Here is a 15,479-nt window from a genome sequence, read left to right on the forward strand (position 1 = left end):
GGGAGAAGGTGGCGGCAGCCGGATGAGGGGCGAGGCGGGTTCCTGCCATGGCCTATTCCGCCGCCATCATCAGGCTTTCGAGCGCGATGAAGAGGGCGCCGTCCTCGTTGCGCAGCGGCACGGTCTTCACCGCCCCCTGGTCGGCCCCGAGTGCCTTGCCGGTTTCGAGCGAAATCACCCAGTTGTGCAGCGGGCAGGTCACGGCCCTGGCATGCACGATGCCCTGCGACAGCGGCCCGCCCTTGTGCGGGCAATGATCCTCGATGGCGAAGACCTCGTTTTCGGCCGCGCGGAAGACGGCGATCCTGCCCTGCGGCGTCTTCACGCAACGCGCACCGCGCAGCGGGATATCGGCGATGTTGCCGATGGCGATCCAGTTCATGTCCATGGGGCTCACTCCGCGGCCTGCGTGTAGCCGACCGTCGCCATCGGCCGGAATTCGTGTTTGTCCTTGCCGGAGACGCGCTCCGACCACGGATCGACCTGGGCGAACTTCTGGCTGAAGACGAAGCGGCCGTAAAAGGCCTTGCGCTTCGCCTCGTCGCCCATGATCTGGCGGCGGATTTCTTCCAGGCCGATGCGCTTGGCCCATTTGTAGATGCGCTCCAGATAGCGCGCCTGCTCGCGGTACATCTGCGTCAGCGCCACGATATGCTCCAGCGCCTCGTCCTCGGTCTTGACGAGGCCGAGAACCTCGGTGCCCTTGATATCGAGGCCCGCCGCACCGGCGAAATGGATCTCGAAACCGCTGTCGACGCAGATCACGCCGATATCCTTGCAGGTCGCCTCGGCGCAGTTGCGTGGACAGCCGGAGACGGCGAGCTTCAGCTTGGCCGGCGTCCATGAGCCCCACATGAACTTTTCGATGCGGATGCCGAGCCCGGTGGAATCCTGCGTGCCGAAGCGGCACCAGTCGGAGCCGACGCAGGTTTTTACGGTGCGCAACCCTTTCGCGTAGGCTTGCCCCGAGATGAAGCCCGCCTTGCCAAGATCGGCCCAGACGGCGGGCAGGTCCTCCTTCTCGATGCCGAGCAGGTCGATGCGCTGGCCGCCCGTCACCTTCACCAGCGGGATTTCGAACTTGTCGACGACATCGGCAATCGCCCGCAATTCACCCGCATTGGTGACGCCGCCCCACATGCGCGGCACGACGGAATAGGTGCCGTCCTTCTGGATGTTGGCGTGCACGCGCTCGTTGATGAAACGCGACTGGTAGTCGTCGGCATATTCGTCCGGCCAGTCGCAGACGAGGTAATAATTGAGCGCCGGGCGACACTTGGCGCAGCCGCAGGAGGTCTTCCATTCCAGTTCCTGCATGACGGCCGGGATGGTCTTCAGCCCCTTGGCCTTGATCAGGCGGCGCACGTCGTCATGGCCGAGATCGGTGCAGCCGCACACAGGCTGCACGGCGGCCGGGTTGTAGCTGTCGCCGAGCGTCAGCGTCATCAGCTGCTCTACGAGGCCGGTGCAGGAGCCGCAGGAGGCGGATGCCTTGGTGTGGGCGCGCACGTCGTCGAGCGAGGTCAGGCCCTTGTCGGTGATGGTCGAGACGATCCGGCCCTTGCAGACGCCGTTGCAGCCGCAGATTTCCGCATCATCCGGCAAGGCTGCAACGGCCGCCATAGGGTCCAGCGGGGCGCCCCCCTGGTAGGCCTGGCCGAAGATCAGCGTCTCGCGCATCTCGGAAATGTCGGTCTGCTTCTTCTTGAGGTCGTTGAACCAGGCGCCGTCCGCCGTCTCGCCATAGAGCACCGTGCCGATGATGCGGTTGTCCTTCAGCACCAGCCGCTTGTAGACGCCGGCCGAGGCATCGCGCAGCACGATCTCCTCCCGGTCGTCGCCATCGGCGAAATCGCCGAGTGAGAAGAGCTCGATGCCGGTGACTTTCAGCTTGGTCGGCGTATCGGAATGCACGAAGGCGGCGGAACGCTCGCCGGCAAGATGCGAGGCGGCGACGCGGGCCATCTCGTAAAGCGGCGCGACGAGGCCGTAGACCATGCCGCCGACTTCCGCGCATTCGCCGAGCGCCAGAATGCTGCCGTCCGAGGTCTGCATGCCATGATCGACGACGATGCCGCGGTTGACGGCAAGGCCCGCCTCCTTGGCGAGGTTGACGCTCGGGCGGATGCCGACGGCCATCACGACGAGCGTCGCGGGGATGACGCGGCCATCATCAAGCTCGATACCCTCGACCCTGCCGTTTCCGACAATGGCCTTGGTGTTCGCCTTGCAGAGGATCTTGATGCCGCGGCCTTCGAGCTCCTTCTGCAGGAGGTAGCCGGCGGCGGGGTCGAGCTGGCGATCCATCAGCGTGGGCATGACGTGGAGGACCGTCACATCCATGCCGCGGCCGGCAAGGCCGGCGGCGGCTTCGAGGCCGAGCAGGCCGCCGCCGATGACGATGGCCTTTTCGCGCGACTGGGCGGCGAGCAGCATGGCCTGCACGTCGTCGAGGTCGCGATAGGTGATGACGCCGGGCAGGTTGTTGCCCGGCACCGGGATGATGAAAGGCACGGAGCCGGTGGCGATCACCAGCTTGTCGTAGCTTTCGGTGACGCCGTGATCGGAGGTGACCGTCCTGGCATCACGGTCGATCGAGATGATGCGGTGGCCCTTGTAGAGGGTGATGCCGTGCTTGATGTACCAGCCATCGCCGTGGATGATGATCTGCTCGTAGTCCTTCTCGCCGGAAAGCACCGGCGAGAGCATGATGCGGTCGTAGTTCACCCGCGGCTCGGCGTTGAAGATGGTGACCTCGTACTGGCCGGGCGCCTTTTCCAGCAGATGCTCCAGCATGCGGCCCGGGGCCATGCCGTTGCCGATGATGACGAGTTTCTCGGTCATGGTGTTTCCTTACAATTACGCGGCGACGGCGGAGACGGAGGGGCGCTCCATCTGGCGGATGGAGAGGTGCATCCAGAGAAGCGAGACGGCGACGACGGCGAAGAGCAGCAGGAAACAGCTCGACCAGAGGCCTGTCGCATCCTTGAGCAGGCCGAAGGCGATGGGCAGCACGAAGCCGCCGAGCCCGCCGACCATGCCGACGACGCCGCCGACCGCGCCGACGCTATCGGGGTAGTAGGCCGGGATGTGCTTGTAGACGGCCGCCTTGCCGAGGCTCATGACGAAGCCGAGCACGAAGACGACGGCGATGAAGATGATGGGCGTGACACCGGTCGGGAGCGACAGGATGAGCGTGGCGACGGCCGACACGCCGAACATCCAGTACATGACGGAACGCGCGCCCTTGCGATCGGACAGCATGCCGCCGAGGGCGCGAAAAATGCTGCCGGGAATGGAATAGGCGGCGGCGATCATGCCGGCGGTGGCGATATCGAAGCCGTAGACGCCGACCAGATAACGCGGCAGCCAGAGCGACAGGGCGACGAAGCCGCCGAAGGCGAAGAAATAGTAGAGCGAGAAGCGCCAGACGCGGGCATTCTTCAGCGGTGCGAATTCCTGCGCGAGGCTACGCTTCGGCGCCTTGCCGTCGCGGCGGTTGCAGAAGGCCGGGTCGTCGCTGGTGGTGAACCAGAAGAGGCAGGCCGTGAGGATCAGAGCCGCGGCCCAGAGTTCCGCCACCATCTGCCAGCCGGCGGCGACGAGCACGAGGGGCGCGAGGAATTTCGTCAGCGCCGCTCCGACATTGCCGGCGCCGAAGATGCCGAGCACCGTGCCCTGCTTTTCCGCTGGAAAGAAGGGCGAGACATAGGCGACACCGACGGCAAAGGACCCGCCGGCCAGCCCCACACCGAGGCCGGCGAGCAGCATCTGCGGAAAGGTGGTGGCATGGGAGAGCAGCAGCGTCGAAAGCGCGGCCGCCAGCATGGTCAGCGTATAGACGAGGCGGCCGCCGTAACGCGGCGTCCAGACGCCGAGCAGGATGCGCACCAGCGAGCCGGTGAGGATGGGCGTGCCGACGAGCAGGCCGAACTGGGCTTCGGAGAGCCCGAGGTCGTCCTTGATGCGGATGCCGATGATCGCGAAGATCGTCCAGACGGCGAAACAGATGGTGAAGGCGAAGGTGGACATCCAGAGCGCGATTGCCGGTTCGCGCGGGGACAGGGGCTGCTTGTTCTCAGACATGGCTTCTCCGAGGCCCGACAAGGTCGTGCCGATCCATCATGGGGTTGAAAAACAAAAAGCCGCTGGCCAGGCACGCGCGACCCTCAAGGGTGCGCACAATCCTGATCAGCGGCTTTGCTGGAGGCGCCCGTCGTTGGACGCCGATTTCGTGACCCGAAGGCCCGCAAGAAACAAAGCAATCAGCGTGCCAGTTTCTTCAAGCGCTTGATTCTGAAAGCTATTGGGAAATTTTCGAGGCCACGGCGCAAGACGATGCTTGGCGTATGCGCACGAACGAAGCCACTTTTTGTGCAGTGCGCATAAAATAAGCGCTATCGCATTTGCACCGCGATATAGGCATCCACGGCATCCGGATCGAAACGCCCGCCATCGAAGAAGCCGTCCGGCCCGAGCGTCAGCGCCCCGGACGAGCCGACCGGCGTCTCTACCGTCAGGGCACCCTCGACCTTGGAGCTGGCGGACGGCATGGCGATGCCGAGCCCCTTCAGCGCAGCGCGATAGAGATCGGGCCGATAGGTTTCCGCGGCGATCTTCTGGCGTTCCGCGGTGTGCGCGACCTGCCCCCAGCGGACCATCTGGGTGTAGAACCATAGCGCATGGCTTTTCCAGGGGAAGGTCGCGGCCTTCGCATTGGGCACGAAAAAGTCCCTGACGCTTTGCACGAAACCGCCGCCGACCGGAAGCTCCCCACTCAGCGCCGGCAGCAGCAGCGCGGCGTCCCGCCCGACATAGGCGGGTTTTGCGAGCAACTGCGCCAGTTCCTCGCGGTTTTCCGGCCTGGCGCACCATAGCGACGCTTCGTAGAGCGCCACGAGCAGGGCCGCCAAAGCCTCCGGGTGTGTTTCGCCCCAGCGGGCATTGACGCCCAGCACCTTTTCCGGGCTCGACCGCCAGATCGCGGCCTTGACGGTGGCGAGATGCCCGCCGCGTTTCATCACGCCGAACGTGTTCCAGGGCTCGCCGGCGCAATAGCCGTCGATGGCGCCTTCGGCGAGCGCATCGCCCATGTCCGGCGGCGGCAGCACGACGATCTCGATGTCGCGGTCCGGATCGATGCCGCTGGCCGCCAGCCAGTAGCGCAACTCGTAATTATGCCCCGAATAGGGATGCACGACGCCGAAGCGCAGCGGCTCGCCTTTCCGCCCGTCGATGACCTTGCGAAGCGCCGCGCCATTGGCACGCGCGTCGAGATCGGCCTTCGCCGCCTCCCCCGCCATCGCCTGCCAGAGCGCTGCCGAGACGGTGACGGCATTGCCGCCGAGCCCCAGCGCCATCGGCACGATCATCTCGGGTGCCGGCGCGCTCAGGCCGAGATTGCAGGCGATTGGCATGGGGCCGAGGATATGCGCGACGTCGAACTGGCGAACGGCAAGGCGGTCGCGAATGCTCGCCCAGGAGCGTTCGCGCACGAGGGTAAGGTCGATCGACTGCGCCTCGGCAAAACCCTTTTCCCGCGCGACGACGAGGAGCGCGCTGTCGAGGAGCGGCACGAAGCCGGCGGTGATGGCGTGGCGCATCGTCATTCCTTGGCTCCCGGATCGAGCAGGCTGGCCGCCGTGATGAGACTTTGGGCGATCTCGACGATCTTGCGGTTCTGGTTCATCGCCGTGCGGCGCAGCAGCGCATAGGCTTCCTCTTCCGAAAGCCCGCGAGAGCGCATCAACAGCCCCTTGGCGCGGTCGATCGCCTTGCGGTTCTCCAGCTCGCCGCGCGTCTCCTCCAACTCCCGACTGAGGCGGGAAAAGGCGTTGAAGCGGCTGATCGCCATTTTCAGGATCGGCCGCACGCGCTCCTGCTTCAGCCCGTCGACGATATAGGCGGAAACGCCCGCTTCCACCGCGGCCTCGATGGAGGCCTCGTCCGACTTGTCGACAAACATGGCGATGGGACGTTTCACCGCGCGGGAAAGCTGGAAGATGCTCTCCAGCATGTCGCGGTTGGGGTTTTCGAGATCGATGACGATCACGTCCGGGTTGAGATCGGCGATGCGCCGGGCGAGCCCGTGCATCACGTCGATGACGGTGACCTGGTCATAACCCGAATCGCGCAGGCCCTCCTCGATGATGGCGGCGCGAATCCGGTTCTCGTCGATGACCAGTACGTTCAGTCCGCTTGCTTTCATGCCGCCACCGCGTTGAGGTCGCATGCCAGATGCGCCATGCGCGCGGCGAAATCAAGCCGGGAGGCTCAATCCTCTGGAATGGAATGAAACCCCGACGGCAGGGCAAAGCCCATGTCCGATGTCGGTTCCGAGACGGCGGGCACGGGCGTTCGCGGAATCATGGCGTGGACGGCGAGCACGGAGCGGATAGCGACAGGGCGATAGTGCCGGACGAGATCGGGCGCCTTCTCCGTCTTTTCTTTTTCCTTGTCGGCATCCCCCGCCATCGTGTTCCTCCTACGGTGCCTCGAACTTCACCATCGTCCCGCCGCCGGTCGCCTGGTCGGTCGGGAAAACCTCGATACGGGCGACGTCGACATGGGCCGGCAGCGCGATCACGTCGTTGACGACCTGCGCAATGTTTTCCGGCTGGATCGGCCGATAGCCGTCATAGAGTACGGCGGCGGCCTGGTTGTCGGGGATCGAGGTGCGGTAGAGCGCCGTCTGGACCCGGCCCGGCACGATCTCGCTGACCCGCACCGAGGTGCCGAGCAGATCGCAGCGCAGGTTATCGCAAAACAGGCTGAGCCCGGCCTTCGAAGGTCCGTAGGCGCCCATGCCCGGATAGGGCGCCTGCCCGCCGCTGGAGCCGATATAGAGCAGATGGCCGCGCTTGCGGGCGACCATGCCGGGCAGGAAGGCGCGTGTCAGATGCATCGGCGCCTTGAGGTTGACGTCGATCATCGCGTCGATTTCGGCAGGATCAATATCCTGGAAGGCCGCACGGGTCGACAGGATGCCGGCATTGTTGACGAGGATATCGACCTCGACGCCGGCCAGCGCGTCTGCGATGCGCGCCGTGTCGCGCACATCCGCCACCACGGGCACGGCGCCGCAGCTTTCGGCAAGCTCGGCCAGCACCGCCTCGTTGCGGCCGACGGCATGGACCGTCAGCCCGCGCCGGCGCAGCATGGGCACGATCGCCTTGCCGATGCCGCTGGTCGCGCCCGTGACGACGGCGACGCGATAGGCGTCAGACATAGATGTAACCTCCGCTGATCACGACATTCTCGCCGGTCGCATAGGTGTTGCGGCTGGAGGCCATCATGACGATCCATTCGGCCATTTCAACCGGTTCTGCCGCGCGGCCGAGCGCGCTGGCTTTCGCAAGTTCCGGCAGGAAGCCGAGTTCCTTGGCGCGGTCCGTGGCGAAGCCGGCAGGCGCCACGGAATTCACCAGGATCTGGTCCTTGGCGCATTCCTGCGCGAACGACTTCGTCAGGCTGACGACGGCGGCCTTGGTGGCCGCGTAATGCGCGTTCTGCGGATGGGCCTTGAAGGCATCGACCGAGGTGATGTTGACGATGCGGCCGGTCACTTCCGGCGGGCTCACGAACTGGCGCATGTGCCGCACGGCGGCGACCATCATGTGATAGGTGCCTTTCACATTGATGGCGTTTTCCAGGTCCCAGTCCTCGTCGGTAATGTCGAGAATGGCCTTTCGCGGATAGATCGCCGCGCTGTTGACGAGGGCGTGCACGCGGCCGAGCTTGCCGGTAACCGCGTCGAAACCCGCATGCGCCGTCTCCGCGCGGGAAATGTCCGCCACCGCCGTCGCCACCTCGGCGCCGAGGGCTTCCAGTTCCGCCGCGGAGGTGGCGAGCAGCGCCTCGTTGCGGTCGATCAGGCCGATCTTCTGCGCGCCATGCGCGATCATCAGCTTCGCCGTCGTGAGACCGAGGCCCGAAGCGCCGCCGACGATGACAACAGACTGGTTCTTCACGTTTCACTCCTCGCGATTTTCAAGTTGCGTGGCCATATTGGTATGTTATCACTTATATGCTAACTTTTACGAAGTGCAAGCCGCTTCCGGAACCAAAGACTTGAAGACGACGCAGCGCTTCCCCTCAAGGACGACGCCATGTATGATATGTGATAAATGCAAACTTCAACAAAGGCGGGACCGCCATGTCGATCATCACGCAGCGCGGCAATCTCGCGGAAATCGTCGTCGCCAAACTGGCCGAGCGCATGGACTCCGGACTTTATGCGCCCGGCGAGAAGATCCCGTCAAGCGCGCAGTTGTGCGAGGAGTTCGGCGTCTCGCGCACCGTCATCCGCGAGGCGCTGACCTCGCTCAAGGTGGCAGGCCGCGTCATGGCCCGCCAGGGTGCGGGCGTCTACGTCACGGAGAAGGACGCCAAGACGCTGAACTTCGAGATCAGCCGCATCGACGACATCCGCTCGGCAATGCAGATCCTCGAACTCCGGCTCGGCGTGGAAATGCAGTCCGTCGCACTTGCCGCCCAGCGCCGCACGCCCGAAGCGCTCGCCGAAATCGCCCGCGCCTTCGACTATATCGAGAACCTCGACACGAGCGATGCGGAAATCGAGGCGCGCGCGGACTTCGAATTCCACCTCGCCATCGCCAAGGCGACGCGCAACCCGCACTTTCCGCGCTTCCTCGTCGCGGTGATGGGCGAGATCAATTTCGACCTCGTGCTGAAACACCGCCAGTCCGGCCGCTCCTACAATGCCTATCTGAAGAAGATTAACAAGGAGCACGCCGCCATCCTCGCGGCGATCACCCAGGGCGACCCGAAGGCGGCCAAGCAGGCCCTGGCCGCGCATCTGGAGGAAAGCCTGAGCCGCTACCGGCTGATGCTCGACGAACCGGCCGGCAGCGAAGCGGACGACTGAGCGCCGTCACCGGCCCGCCGCAAGCGCCTGCTCGCGGATCTGCGACAGGCTCATCTTCGGCGTCAGCGCCTCCGGATCGATACGGATCTCGATCAGCGCCGGTTTGCCGGATGCCTCCGAGCGCCGGAAGGCATCGGCGAACTCTTCCGTGTTCTCCACCGTCTCGCCGTGCAGGCCGTAGGAGCGGGCAAGATCGGCGAAATCCGGATTGGTGAGCCGCGTGCCGGAAACTCGGCCGGGATAGTTTCGTTCCTGGTGCATGCGGATCGTGCCGTACATGCCGTTGTTGATGACGAGGAAGATGACGCGGGCGTCATATTGCATGGCCGTCGCCAGTTCCTGCCCGTTCATCAGGAAGCAGCCATCGCCGGCGAAGGCGACCACCGTGCGCTCCGGCGCGATGATTTTTGCCGCGATCGCCGCCGGCACGCCGTAGCCCATCGAGCCATTGGTCGGCCCAAGCTGGGTGCGGAAGGTGCGGTACTGGTAGAAGCGGTGCGCCCAGGCGGAATAGTTGCCCGCCCCCGTCGTCAGGATCGCATCGGCCGGCAGGTGGCCGCGCAACCATTCCATCACCGCGCCCATCTGCACGAGGCCGGGCACCTGCGGGTAATCGATGTTTGCGAGATAGTCGGCATGCGCCGCCTTCGTCCATTCGGCCCAGCTGGGTGCAGCGGCGGGCTTAAGCCTCGCCGCTTGCGACAGGAAGCCGGCGACGCTCGCATTGATCGGCAGCGTCGCATGATAGACGCGGCCGAGTTCTTCCGCACCGGGATGGATGTGCACCAGCGTCTGCTTCGGCACCGGAATATCGATCAGCGTATAGGCCCCGGTGGTCATCTCGCCGAGGCGGGCACCGATGGAAATCAGCAGATCGCAGTCCTTGACGTGCTGGATCAGCTTCGGCCCGGCGGCCAGACCTAGGTCGCCCGCGTAGTTCGGGTGCGTGTTGTCGAACAGGTCCTGGCAGCGGAACGAGGCGGCGACCGGAAGCGAGAAGGCGTCCGAAAAGGTCTTGAGATCGGCAACGGCCTGCGGCGTCCAGCCGCCACCACCGGCGACGACCATCGGACGCTCGGCTTTCGCCAGCAGCGTGGTCAATTCATCGAGCTGCGGCTCGCCGGCATAGGCCTCAACGCGCTTGAAGGCCGGCGTATCGGCAACCGACACAAGATCCGTCAGCATATCCTCCGGCAGCGCCACCACCACCGGCCCCGGACGACCGTTGACCGCGCGGTGGAAGGCCTGGCTGATGAGCTCCGGAATGCGCGCCGCATCCTCGATCTCCACCACCCATTTCGCCATCTGGCCGAACATGCGGCGATAGTCGATCTCCTGGAAGGCCTCGCGTTCCATCTGGTCGCGCGCCACCTGGCCGATGAACAGGATCATCGGCGTCGAATCCTGGAAAGCCGTGTGCACGCCGACCGAGGCATTGGTGGCGCCCGGCCCGCGGGTGACGAAGCAGATGCCGGGCTTACCCGTCAGCTTGCCATAGGCCTCCGCCATATAGGCCGCCCCGCCTTCCTGCCGGCAGATGACGAATTCGATCGCCTTTTCCGCATCATGGAAGGCATCCAGCACGGCCAGATAGCTCTCGCCCGGCACGCCGAACACCCGCTCGACGCCATGGATCCTCAAGGCGTCGACCAGCACCTGGCCGCCGCTGCGGGCCTTGTTCTCGGTTTTCATATCTGTCTCCCGGCCGTCAGATCACGGCGTCTTCAAGGAAGGGGCGGTTCGCGGCCACGCGCGCGTAGCCGAAGGGCGAAAGGTCGAGCGTGCGGAAGCCGCCATAGGTGATCAGTTCCGAAAGCCCCCGCCCCATGGCCGGCGACTGTTGCAGGCCATGGCCGGAAAAGCCGTTGGCGAAGAGGAAGTTCTTTACCTCGCTGTGCGGGCCGAGAATGACATTGTGGTCGAGCGTGCAATAATCGTAGTGCCCCGCCCAGCTGTTCACGACCTTGATCGCCTCGAAGGCCGGCACGCGATAGGCGAGCGTCTCCCAGATCTCATCCTCGAATTCGTGATGCATCACCTCGAAATCGTTTGGATCGACCTCGGGATCGTGTTTCGGATAGGTGCCCATCAGGTAGAATTTCCCCTCCGGGCGGAAGAACACGCCGGTCGGGTCGATGGTGAGGCCGACCGGGCCTTCGAGCGGCGTACGGCAATCCACGACGAACAGCGACCGCCGGCGTGGCTCGACCGGAATGTCGAGGCCGGCCATGCGGGCCATCTTCTTGCCGTTGGTGCCCGAGGTGTTGACCATCGTGCCGCAGGCGATCGTCTGTCCGCCCTTCGTCGTCACCGAGACCACGCGATCGCCCTCGCGGTTCACCGCGACAACTTCGTTCTCGATATATTCGACGCCGAGCGACCGGGCCTTCTTGCGGAAGCCCTGGAGGAGACCGACGCTGTCGAACCAGCCCTCGCCGCGCTCGCCGGTGCTGCCCAGCGTCAGCCCCTCGACGTTCAGCCAGGGAAACCGCCGGCCGAGCCCCTCGGGATCGAGCAGCGACACCTCGGCGCCGCAGGCGACCTGGGTCTCATGGTTGCGGCGCAGCACCTCGCTGCCGCGCTCATCGCCGGCGAGGAAGAGATAGCCGTTCTCGTGAAAGCCGATTTCCGGCGTGTCGTCGTCGACCGCGACGTTCTCTTTGAAATTGCGGATGAATTCCGTACCGAACTGCGAGACCTTGACGTTGATCGCGTTGGAAAACTGGTGGCGGATGGAGCTGGAGGAGAGTGCGGTGGCCGAGCGCTGGTAGGTCCAGTCCTTCTCGATCACCAGCACGGAGCCGGTGAAATCGGGATTGGTCGCGAGGAAATAGGCCGTGGCGCTGCCAACCACGGCACCGCCGACGATCACGACGTCATAAGATGTCTTCGAAGCCTGCATCACTCGTCCTCGAAATGACCGGCTGCCGTGAAACTGCCGCCCTGGTAGCGCACGGCCGGGTCGTTCGGGTCGCCCTGCTCGGTCTTGGCGAAAACCTTGTCGGCATAGTCGTCGGCGCTGTCTTCCGGCTTGTAGCCGAGCACGGCGGCGGTGCGGTTGTCCCAGAAGGCCTGCGAATTGTTCGACATGCCATAGGCGACCATGAAGCCGACGCGCGGCGCCGACAGGCTCTTTTCGACCAACTGGCGGCAATCGCGATAGGACAGCCAGGTGATGAGGTGGCGTCGGTCGGTCGGCTCCGGAAAGCAGGAGCCGATGCGGAGCGAGACTGTCTCGATGCCGAACTTGTCGAAATAGTAGCGGCCTAGGTTTTCCACGAAGGTTTTCGAGACGCCGTAAAGGCTATCCGGCCGCGTCGGCACGCTGCCGTCGATCGTCTCCGTGCGCTCGTAGTAGCCGATGGCGTGCACGGAGCTGGCATAGACGATGCGCTTGACGCCATGGCGGCGCGCGGCCTCATAGATGTGGTAGCCGCCGGAAATGTTGGAATCGAGGATGGTCTTCCAGGCCCCTTCGAGCGGTTGCCCGCCGAGATGCACGATGGCGTCGCAGCCTTTCACCGCTTCCGAAACCGCATCGAAATCGGCAAGCTCCAGCGGGAAATCCTCCTCATGCGGGGCGACGTTTTCACAAGGTTTGCGATCGGAAAGCCGGACGATCCTGCCGAGCCGCGTGCCGGACTGGCGAAGCGCCGTGCCGACGCTGCCTGCCGCCCCTGTCAATAAAACTCTCTGGAAATGGGACATGGGGTTCCTCGTTAGCGAAGCCGGGCCAAGGCATCGGCGATGCGCGCGATGGCCAGGGTGAGATTGTCGCGCGATGTGGCGAAGGACAGGCGGATATAGGGCTCGACGCCGAAGGCGGCGCCCGGCACGGTCGCGACCTTGCCTTCCGTCAGCAGGTAGGCGGCAAGCGCTGTGTCGTTCTCGATCACGGTGCCATCCGGCGCGGTCTTGCCGATATGGGCGGCGCATTTCGGGAAGAGGTAGAAGGCACCTTCCGGCGCGCGCACCTCAAGCCCTGGAATGGCGCGGAAGCCGCGCGTCACCAGCTCGCCGCGCGCCTTGTATTCCGCGACAGCCGTCGTCACGAAATCCTGCGGGCCGTTCAGCGCCGCCGCGGCGGCGACCTGCGTGATCGACGAGGGGCAGGTCGTGCTCTGCGATTGCATCTTGTTCAGCACCTTCGTCAGGGCCTTCGGCCCCGCCGCATAACCGAGCCGCCAGCCCGTCATGGCATAGGCCTTGGAGACGCCGTTGATGAGCAGCGTGCGGTCGCGAAGCTCCGGGCAGGCATTGGCGAAGGAGGTGAAGGGCACGTCGGCGCAGACAATGTGCTCGTAGATCTCGTCCGACATGATGGCGACGCGGGGGTGGCGGGCCAGAACCTCGCCCAGCGCCTTCAGCTCGGCGGCGGTGTAGATCGCGCCCGTCGGGTTGGAGGGCGAGTTGAACAGGAACCAGCGGGTCTTCGGCGTGATTGCCGCTTCCAGCCGTTCGGGCGTGATCTTGAAGGCCTGCTCGACACCGCAGGGCACGATGACGGGCAAGCCGCCATGCAGGATGACGATGTCGGTGTAGGACACCCAGTAAGGCGCCGGTACGACCACCTCGTCGCCGGGCTCCAGCGTGCCGAGGAAGGTATTGAACAGGATCTGCTTGGCACCATTGCCGATGGAAATCTCGTCCATGGCATAGTCGAGGCCGTTCTCTCGTTTGAATTTCCGGACGATCGCCTCGCGCAGTTCCGGCAGGCCGTCCGGCGCGGTGTAGCGGGTGATGCCGCGCTTCATCGCATCCACCGCGGCGTCCACGATATGGGCGGGAGTGTCGAAATCCGGCTCACCGAGCGACAGGTCGATCACCTGCTCACCCTTCGCCCGCATGGCCTTCGCCGCCATGGAAACAGCCATGGAGGGCGAGGATTTGATGGTGGATGCCCGAAGACTTTCAAACGCGATCATGTTCATGCCTTGCCTCCCGCCTTGCCATAAAGCGCGGCCTGCTCCTCTGTGATGTAACCATGCCTGACGTCATGCGCGACGGCTTCCGCAGGGCGCGCGACCGGATCGCCGTAACCGCCGCCACCCGGCAGCGACAGCACAAGGCGACGACCTTCCGGCACGAATTGCAGGCCCTTGCCCTTCAGCGCCGTGCCGTCATCGAGCGCCACGCCGCCGGGCGCGCCGTCGAGGCCACCGTCGCGGCCGCGGGCCGGATGGTTCAGGCGGTCGAACATGGCGGAGAAGCGGAACGAAAACCCTTCGGCCGCTTCGATCTCGATCATCTGGCCGAGACCGCCGCGCTGGGCACCAGCACCGCCGGAACCTTCGCGCAGTTCCTTGCGCCAGACGATGACCGGGCCGACATTCTCCGTCGCCTCGATCGGCATGGTGTGCACGCCGCTCGGGAAGGCGGTGGCGTTCAGCCCATCCAGCGAGGCACGCGCACCGGAGCCGCCGGAATTGAACATCAGGATTTCCGCCCCCTTGCCGCCGATCTGGTCGGAGAGGGGGCGCACGCTCATATGCAGGTTCCAGAGCGCGCTGGCACCCTCCGCCGGCACTTGGCCGGGCAGCGCCTGGTGCAGCGCGCCGAGCACGAGATCCGGCACGAAATGGCCGAGCACATGGCGCACGGCGACGGGAGCCGGGCGCTTGGCGTTGAGGATGCAGCCTTCGGGCGCTGCGACGTCGAAGGGCGCGAGCGAGGCGGCGTTGTTGGGGATTTCCGGTGCGACCACGCATTTGATGCCGTAGCAGGCATAGGCCTTGGCATAGACGAGCGGCACGTTGATGCCGAACTTGCTCATGCCCGAGGTGCCGTCGAAATCGACCAGCACGCCCTCCGGGCCGATGGTGAGTTTTGCCGCGAGATGGACCGGCTCGTCGTAACCATCGAGATCGAGGCTGTAGGACCAGCTTCCGTGCGGCAGGTTCTTCAGCCGCTCCAGCGTCGCCTCGCGGCTGTGCTTCAGGATGAAGCCACCGATCATCGACAGGTCTTCGAGGTTGAATTCCGTCAGCATGTCGATAAGCCGGCGGTGGCCGGTCTCGTTGCAGGCGGCGAGCGCATGGAAATCGCCGACCACCTTGTCGTTCTCCCGCACATTGTTGCGCACGATGTGGATGAGCGTGCGGTTCAGTTCGCCGCGCTCGAAGAACTTCATGATCGGGATGAAGAGGCCTTCTTCATAGACCTCGCGCGCATCCGGCCCGAAGCCGCGCCCGCCGATATCGACCACATGGGCGGTGGAAGCGAAATAGCCGACCAGCTTGCCATGATGGAAGGAGGGCGTGACGACGGTGATGTCGTGCAGATGGCCGGTGCCCTTCCATGGGTCGTTGGTGATGTAGACGTCGCCTTCAAAGATGTTTTCCGGGCCGATATCGCGGATGAAATGGGCGACGGATTCGGCCATGGCGTTGACATGGCCTGGCGTGCCGGTGACGGCCTGCGCCAGCATGCGGCCTTCGAGGTCGAAGACCCCGGCAGAGAGGTCGCCCGCCTCGCGCACGGAGGTGGAAAAGGCGGTGCGGATCAGCGTCTGGGCCTGTTCCTCCACGACGGAGATCAGGCGGTTCCACATGACCTGCATATGGATATCGATCATCGACTGGTTCATCGGTTC

General features: G+C 64.8%; 14 protein-coding genes. 1 reads left to right on the forward strand and 13 read right to left on the reverse strand.

Annotation, left to right across the window (positions count from 1 at the left end; translation table 11 throughout):
- Positions 1–52 precede the first annotated feature (52 nt).
- The 8 genes from nirD to AC1RWL_RS06650 all read right to left on the reverse strand — a co-directional run bounded on the left by nirD (position 53) and on the right by AC1RWL_RS06650 (position 7,970).
- On the reverse strand, positions 53–388 hold the full coding sequence (gene nirD / locus AC1RWL_RS06615) for a nitrite reductase small subunit NirD (protein ID WP_493093971.1): 336 nt from the start codon (positions 386–388) through the stop codon (positions 53–55).
- Positions 389–393: 5 nt separating this feature from the next.
- Positions 394–2,844, reverse strand: a complete 2,451-nt coding sequence (gene nirB / locus AC1RWL_RS06620; RefSeq protein ID WP_493093972.1) for a nitrite reductase large subunit NirB — start codon at positions 2,842–2,844, stop codon at positions 394–396.
- 15 nt (positions 2,845–2,859) lie between these two features.
- The gene (locus tag AC1RWL_RS06625; RefSeq protein WP_493093973.1) at positions 2,860–4,086 is read right to left on the reverse strand and encodes an MFS transporter; all 1,227 of its coding nucleotides are present in this window, start codon (positions 4,084–4,086) and stop codon (positions 2,860–2,862) included.
- A gap of 311 nt (positions 4,087–4,397) precedes the next feature.
- Entirely contained in the window at positions 4,398–5,609 is a 1,212-nt protein-coding gene (locus AC1RWL_RS06630; RefSeq protein ID WP_493093974.1) for a CmpA/NrtA family ABC transporter substrate-binding protein, read from the reverse strand.
- Complete coding sequence (locus AC1RWL_RS06635; protein ID WP_256116546.1) at positions 5,606–6,208, reverse strand: ANTAR domain-containing response regulator; 603 nt, start codon at positions 6,206–6,208, stop codon at positions 5,606–5,608. Before AC1RWL_RS06635 ends, AC1RWL_RS06630 begins: the two co-directional genes overlap by 4 nt.
- Before the next feature lie 65 nt (positions 6,209–6,273).
- Entirely contained in the window at positions 6,274–6,474 is a 201-nt protein-coding gene (locus AC1RWL_RS06640; protein ID WP_493093975.1) for a hypothetical protein, read from the reverse strand.
- Between the two features lie 10 nt (positions 6,475–6,484).
- Positions 6,485–7,228 (reverse strand): SDR family oxidoreductase, encoded by a 744-nt coding sequence (locus tag AC1RWL_RS06645; RefSeq protein ID WP_493093976.1) that lies wholly within the window; start codon positions 7,226–7,228, stop codon positions 6,485–6,487.
- Entirely contained in the window at positions 7,221–7,970 is a 750-nt protein-coding gene (locus tag AC1RWL_RS06650; RefSeq protein WP_493093977.1) for an SDR family NAD(P)-dependent oxidoreductase, read from the reverse strand. Before AC1RWL_RS06650 ends, AC1RWL_RS06645 begins: the two co-directional genes overlap by 8 nt.
- A gap of 185 nt (positions 7,971–8,155) precedes the next feature.
- Here AC1RWL_RS06650 and AC1RWL_RS06655 point away from each other — a divergent pair, with 185 nt between their 5' ends.
- Complete coding sequence (locus AC1RWL_RS06655) at positions 8,156–8,887, forward strand: FadR/GntR family transcriptional regulator (protein WP_256116540.1); 732 nt, start codon at positions 8,156–8,158, stop codon at positions 8,885–8,887.
- 6 nt (positions 8,888–8,893) lie between these two features.
- On the opposite strand, the gene AC1RWL_RS06660 is transcribed toward AC1RWL_RS06655, so the two are convergent.
- The 5 genes from AC1RWL_RS06660 to AC1RWL_RS06680 are packed head-to-tail and all read right to left on the reverse strand — an operon-like array spanning position 8,894 to position 15,473.
- Positions 8,894–10,579: a thiamine pyrophosphate-binding protein gene (locus tag AC1RWL_RS06660; RefSeq protein ID WP_493093978.1), complete on the reverse strand. Its 1,686-nt coding sequence runs from the start codon at positions 10,577–10,579 to the stop codon at positions 8,894–8,896.
- Positions 10,580–10,595: 16 nt separating this feature from the next.
- A complete protein-coding gene (locus AC1RWL_RS06665) occupies positions 10,596–11,789 on the reverse strand; it encodes an NAD(P)/FAD-dependent oxidoreductase (RefSeq protein WP_493093979.1) in 1,194 nt (397 codons plus the stop codon).
- Entirely contained in the window at positions 11,789–12,595 is an 807-nt protein-coding gene (locus AC1RWL_RS06670; RefSeq protein WP_493093980.1) for an NAD-dependent epimerase/dehydratase family protein, read from the reverse strand. Before AC1RWL_RS06670 ends, AC1RWL_RS06665 begins: the two co-directional genes overlap by 1 nt.
- Before the next feature lie 11 nt (positions 12,596–12,606).
- Positions 12,607–13,818 (reverse strand): pyridoxal phosphate-dependent aminotransferase, encoded by a 1,212-nt coding sequence (locus tag AC1RWL_RS06675; protein WP_493093981.1) that lies wholly within the window; start codon positions 13,816–13,818, stop codon positions 12,607–12,609.
- The gene (locus AC1RWL_RS06680; protein ID WP_493093982.1) at positions 13,815–15,473 is read right to left on the reverse strand and encodes a hydantoinase B/oxoprolinase family protein; all 1,659 of its coding nucleotides are present in this window, start codon (positions 15,471–15,473) and stop codon (positions 13,815–13,817) included. The genes AC1RWL_RS06675 and AC1RWL_RS06680 overlap by 4 nt, the downstream gene beginning before the upstream one ends.
- Positions 15,474–15,479 lie beyond the last annotated feature (6 nt).

The sequence above is a fragment of the Shinella sp. GW821-FHT10F02 genome, assembly GCF_058809275.1.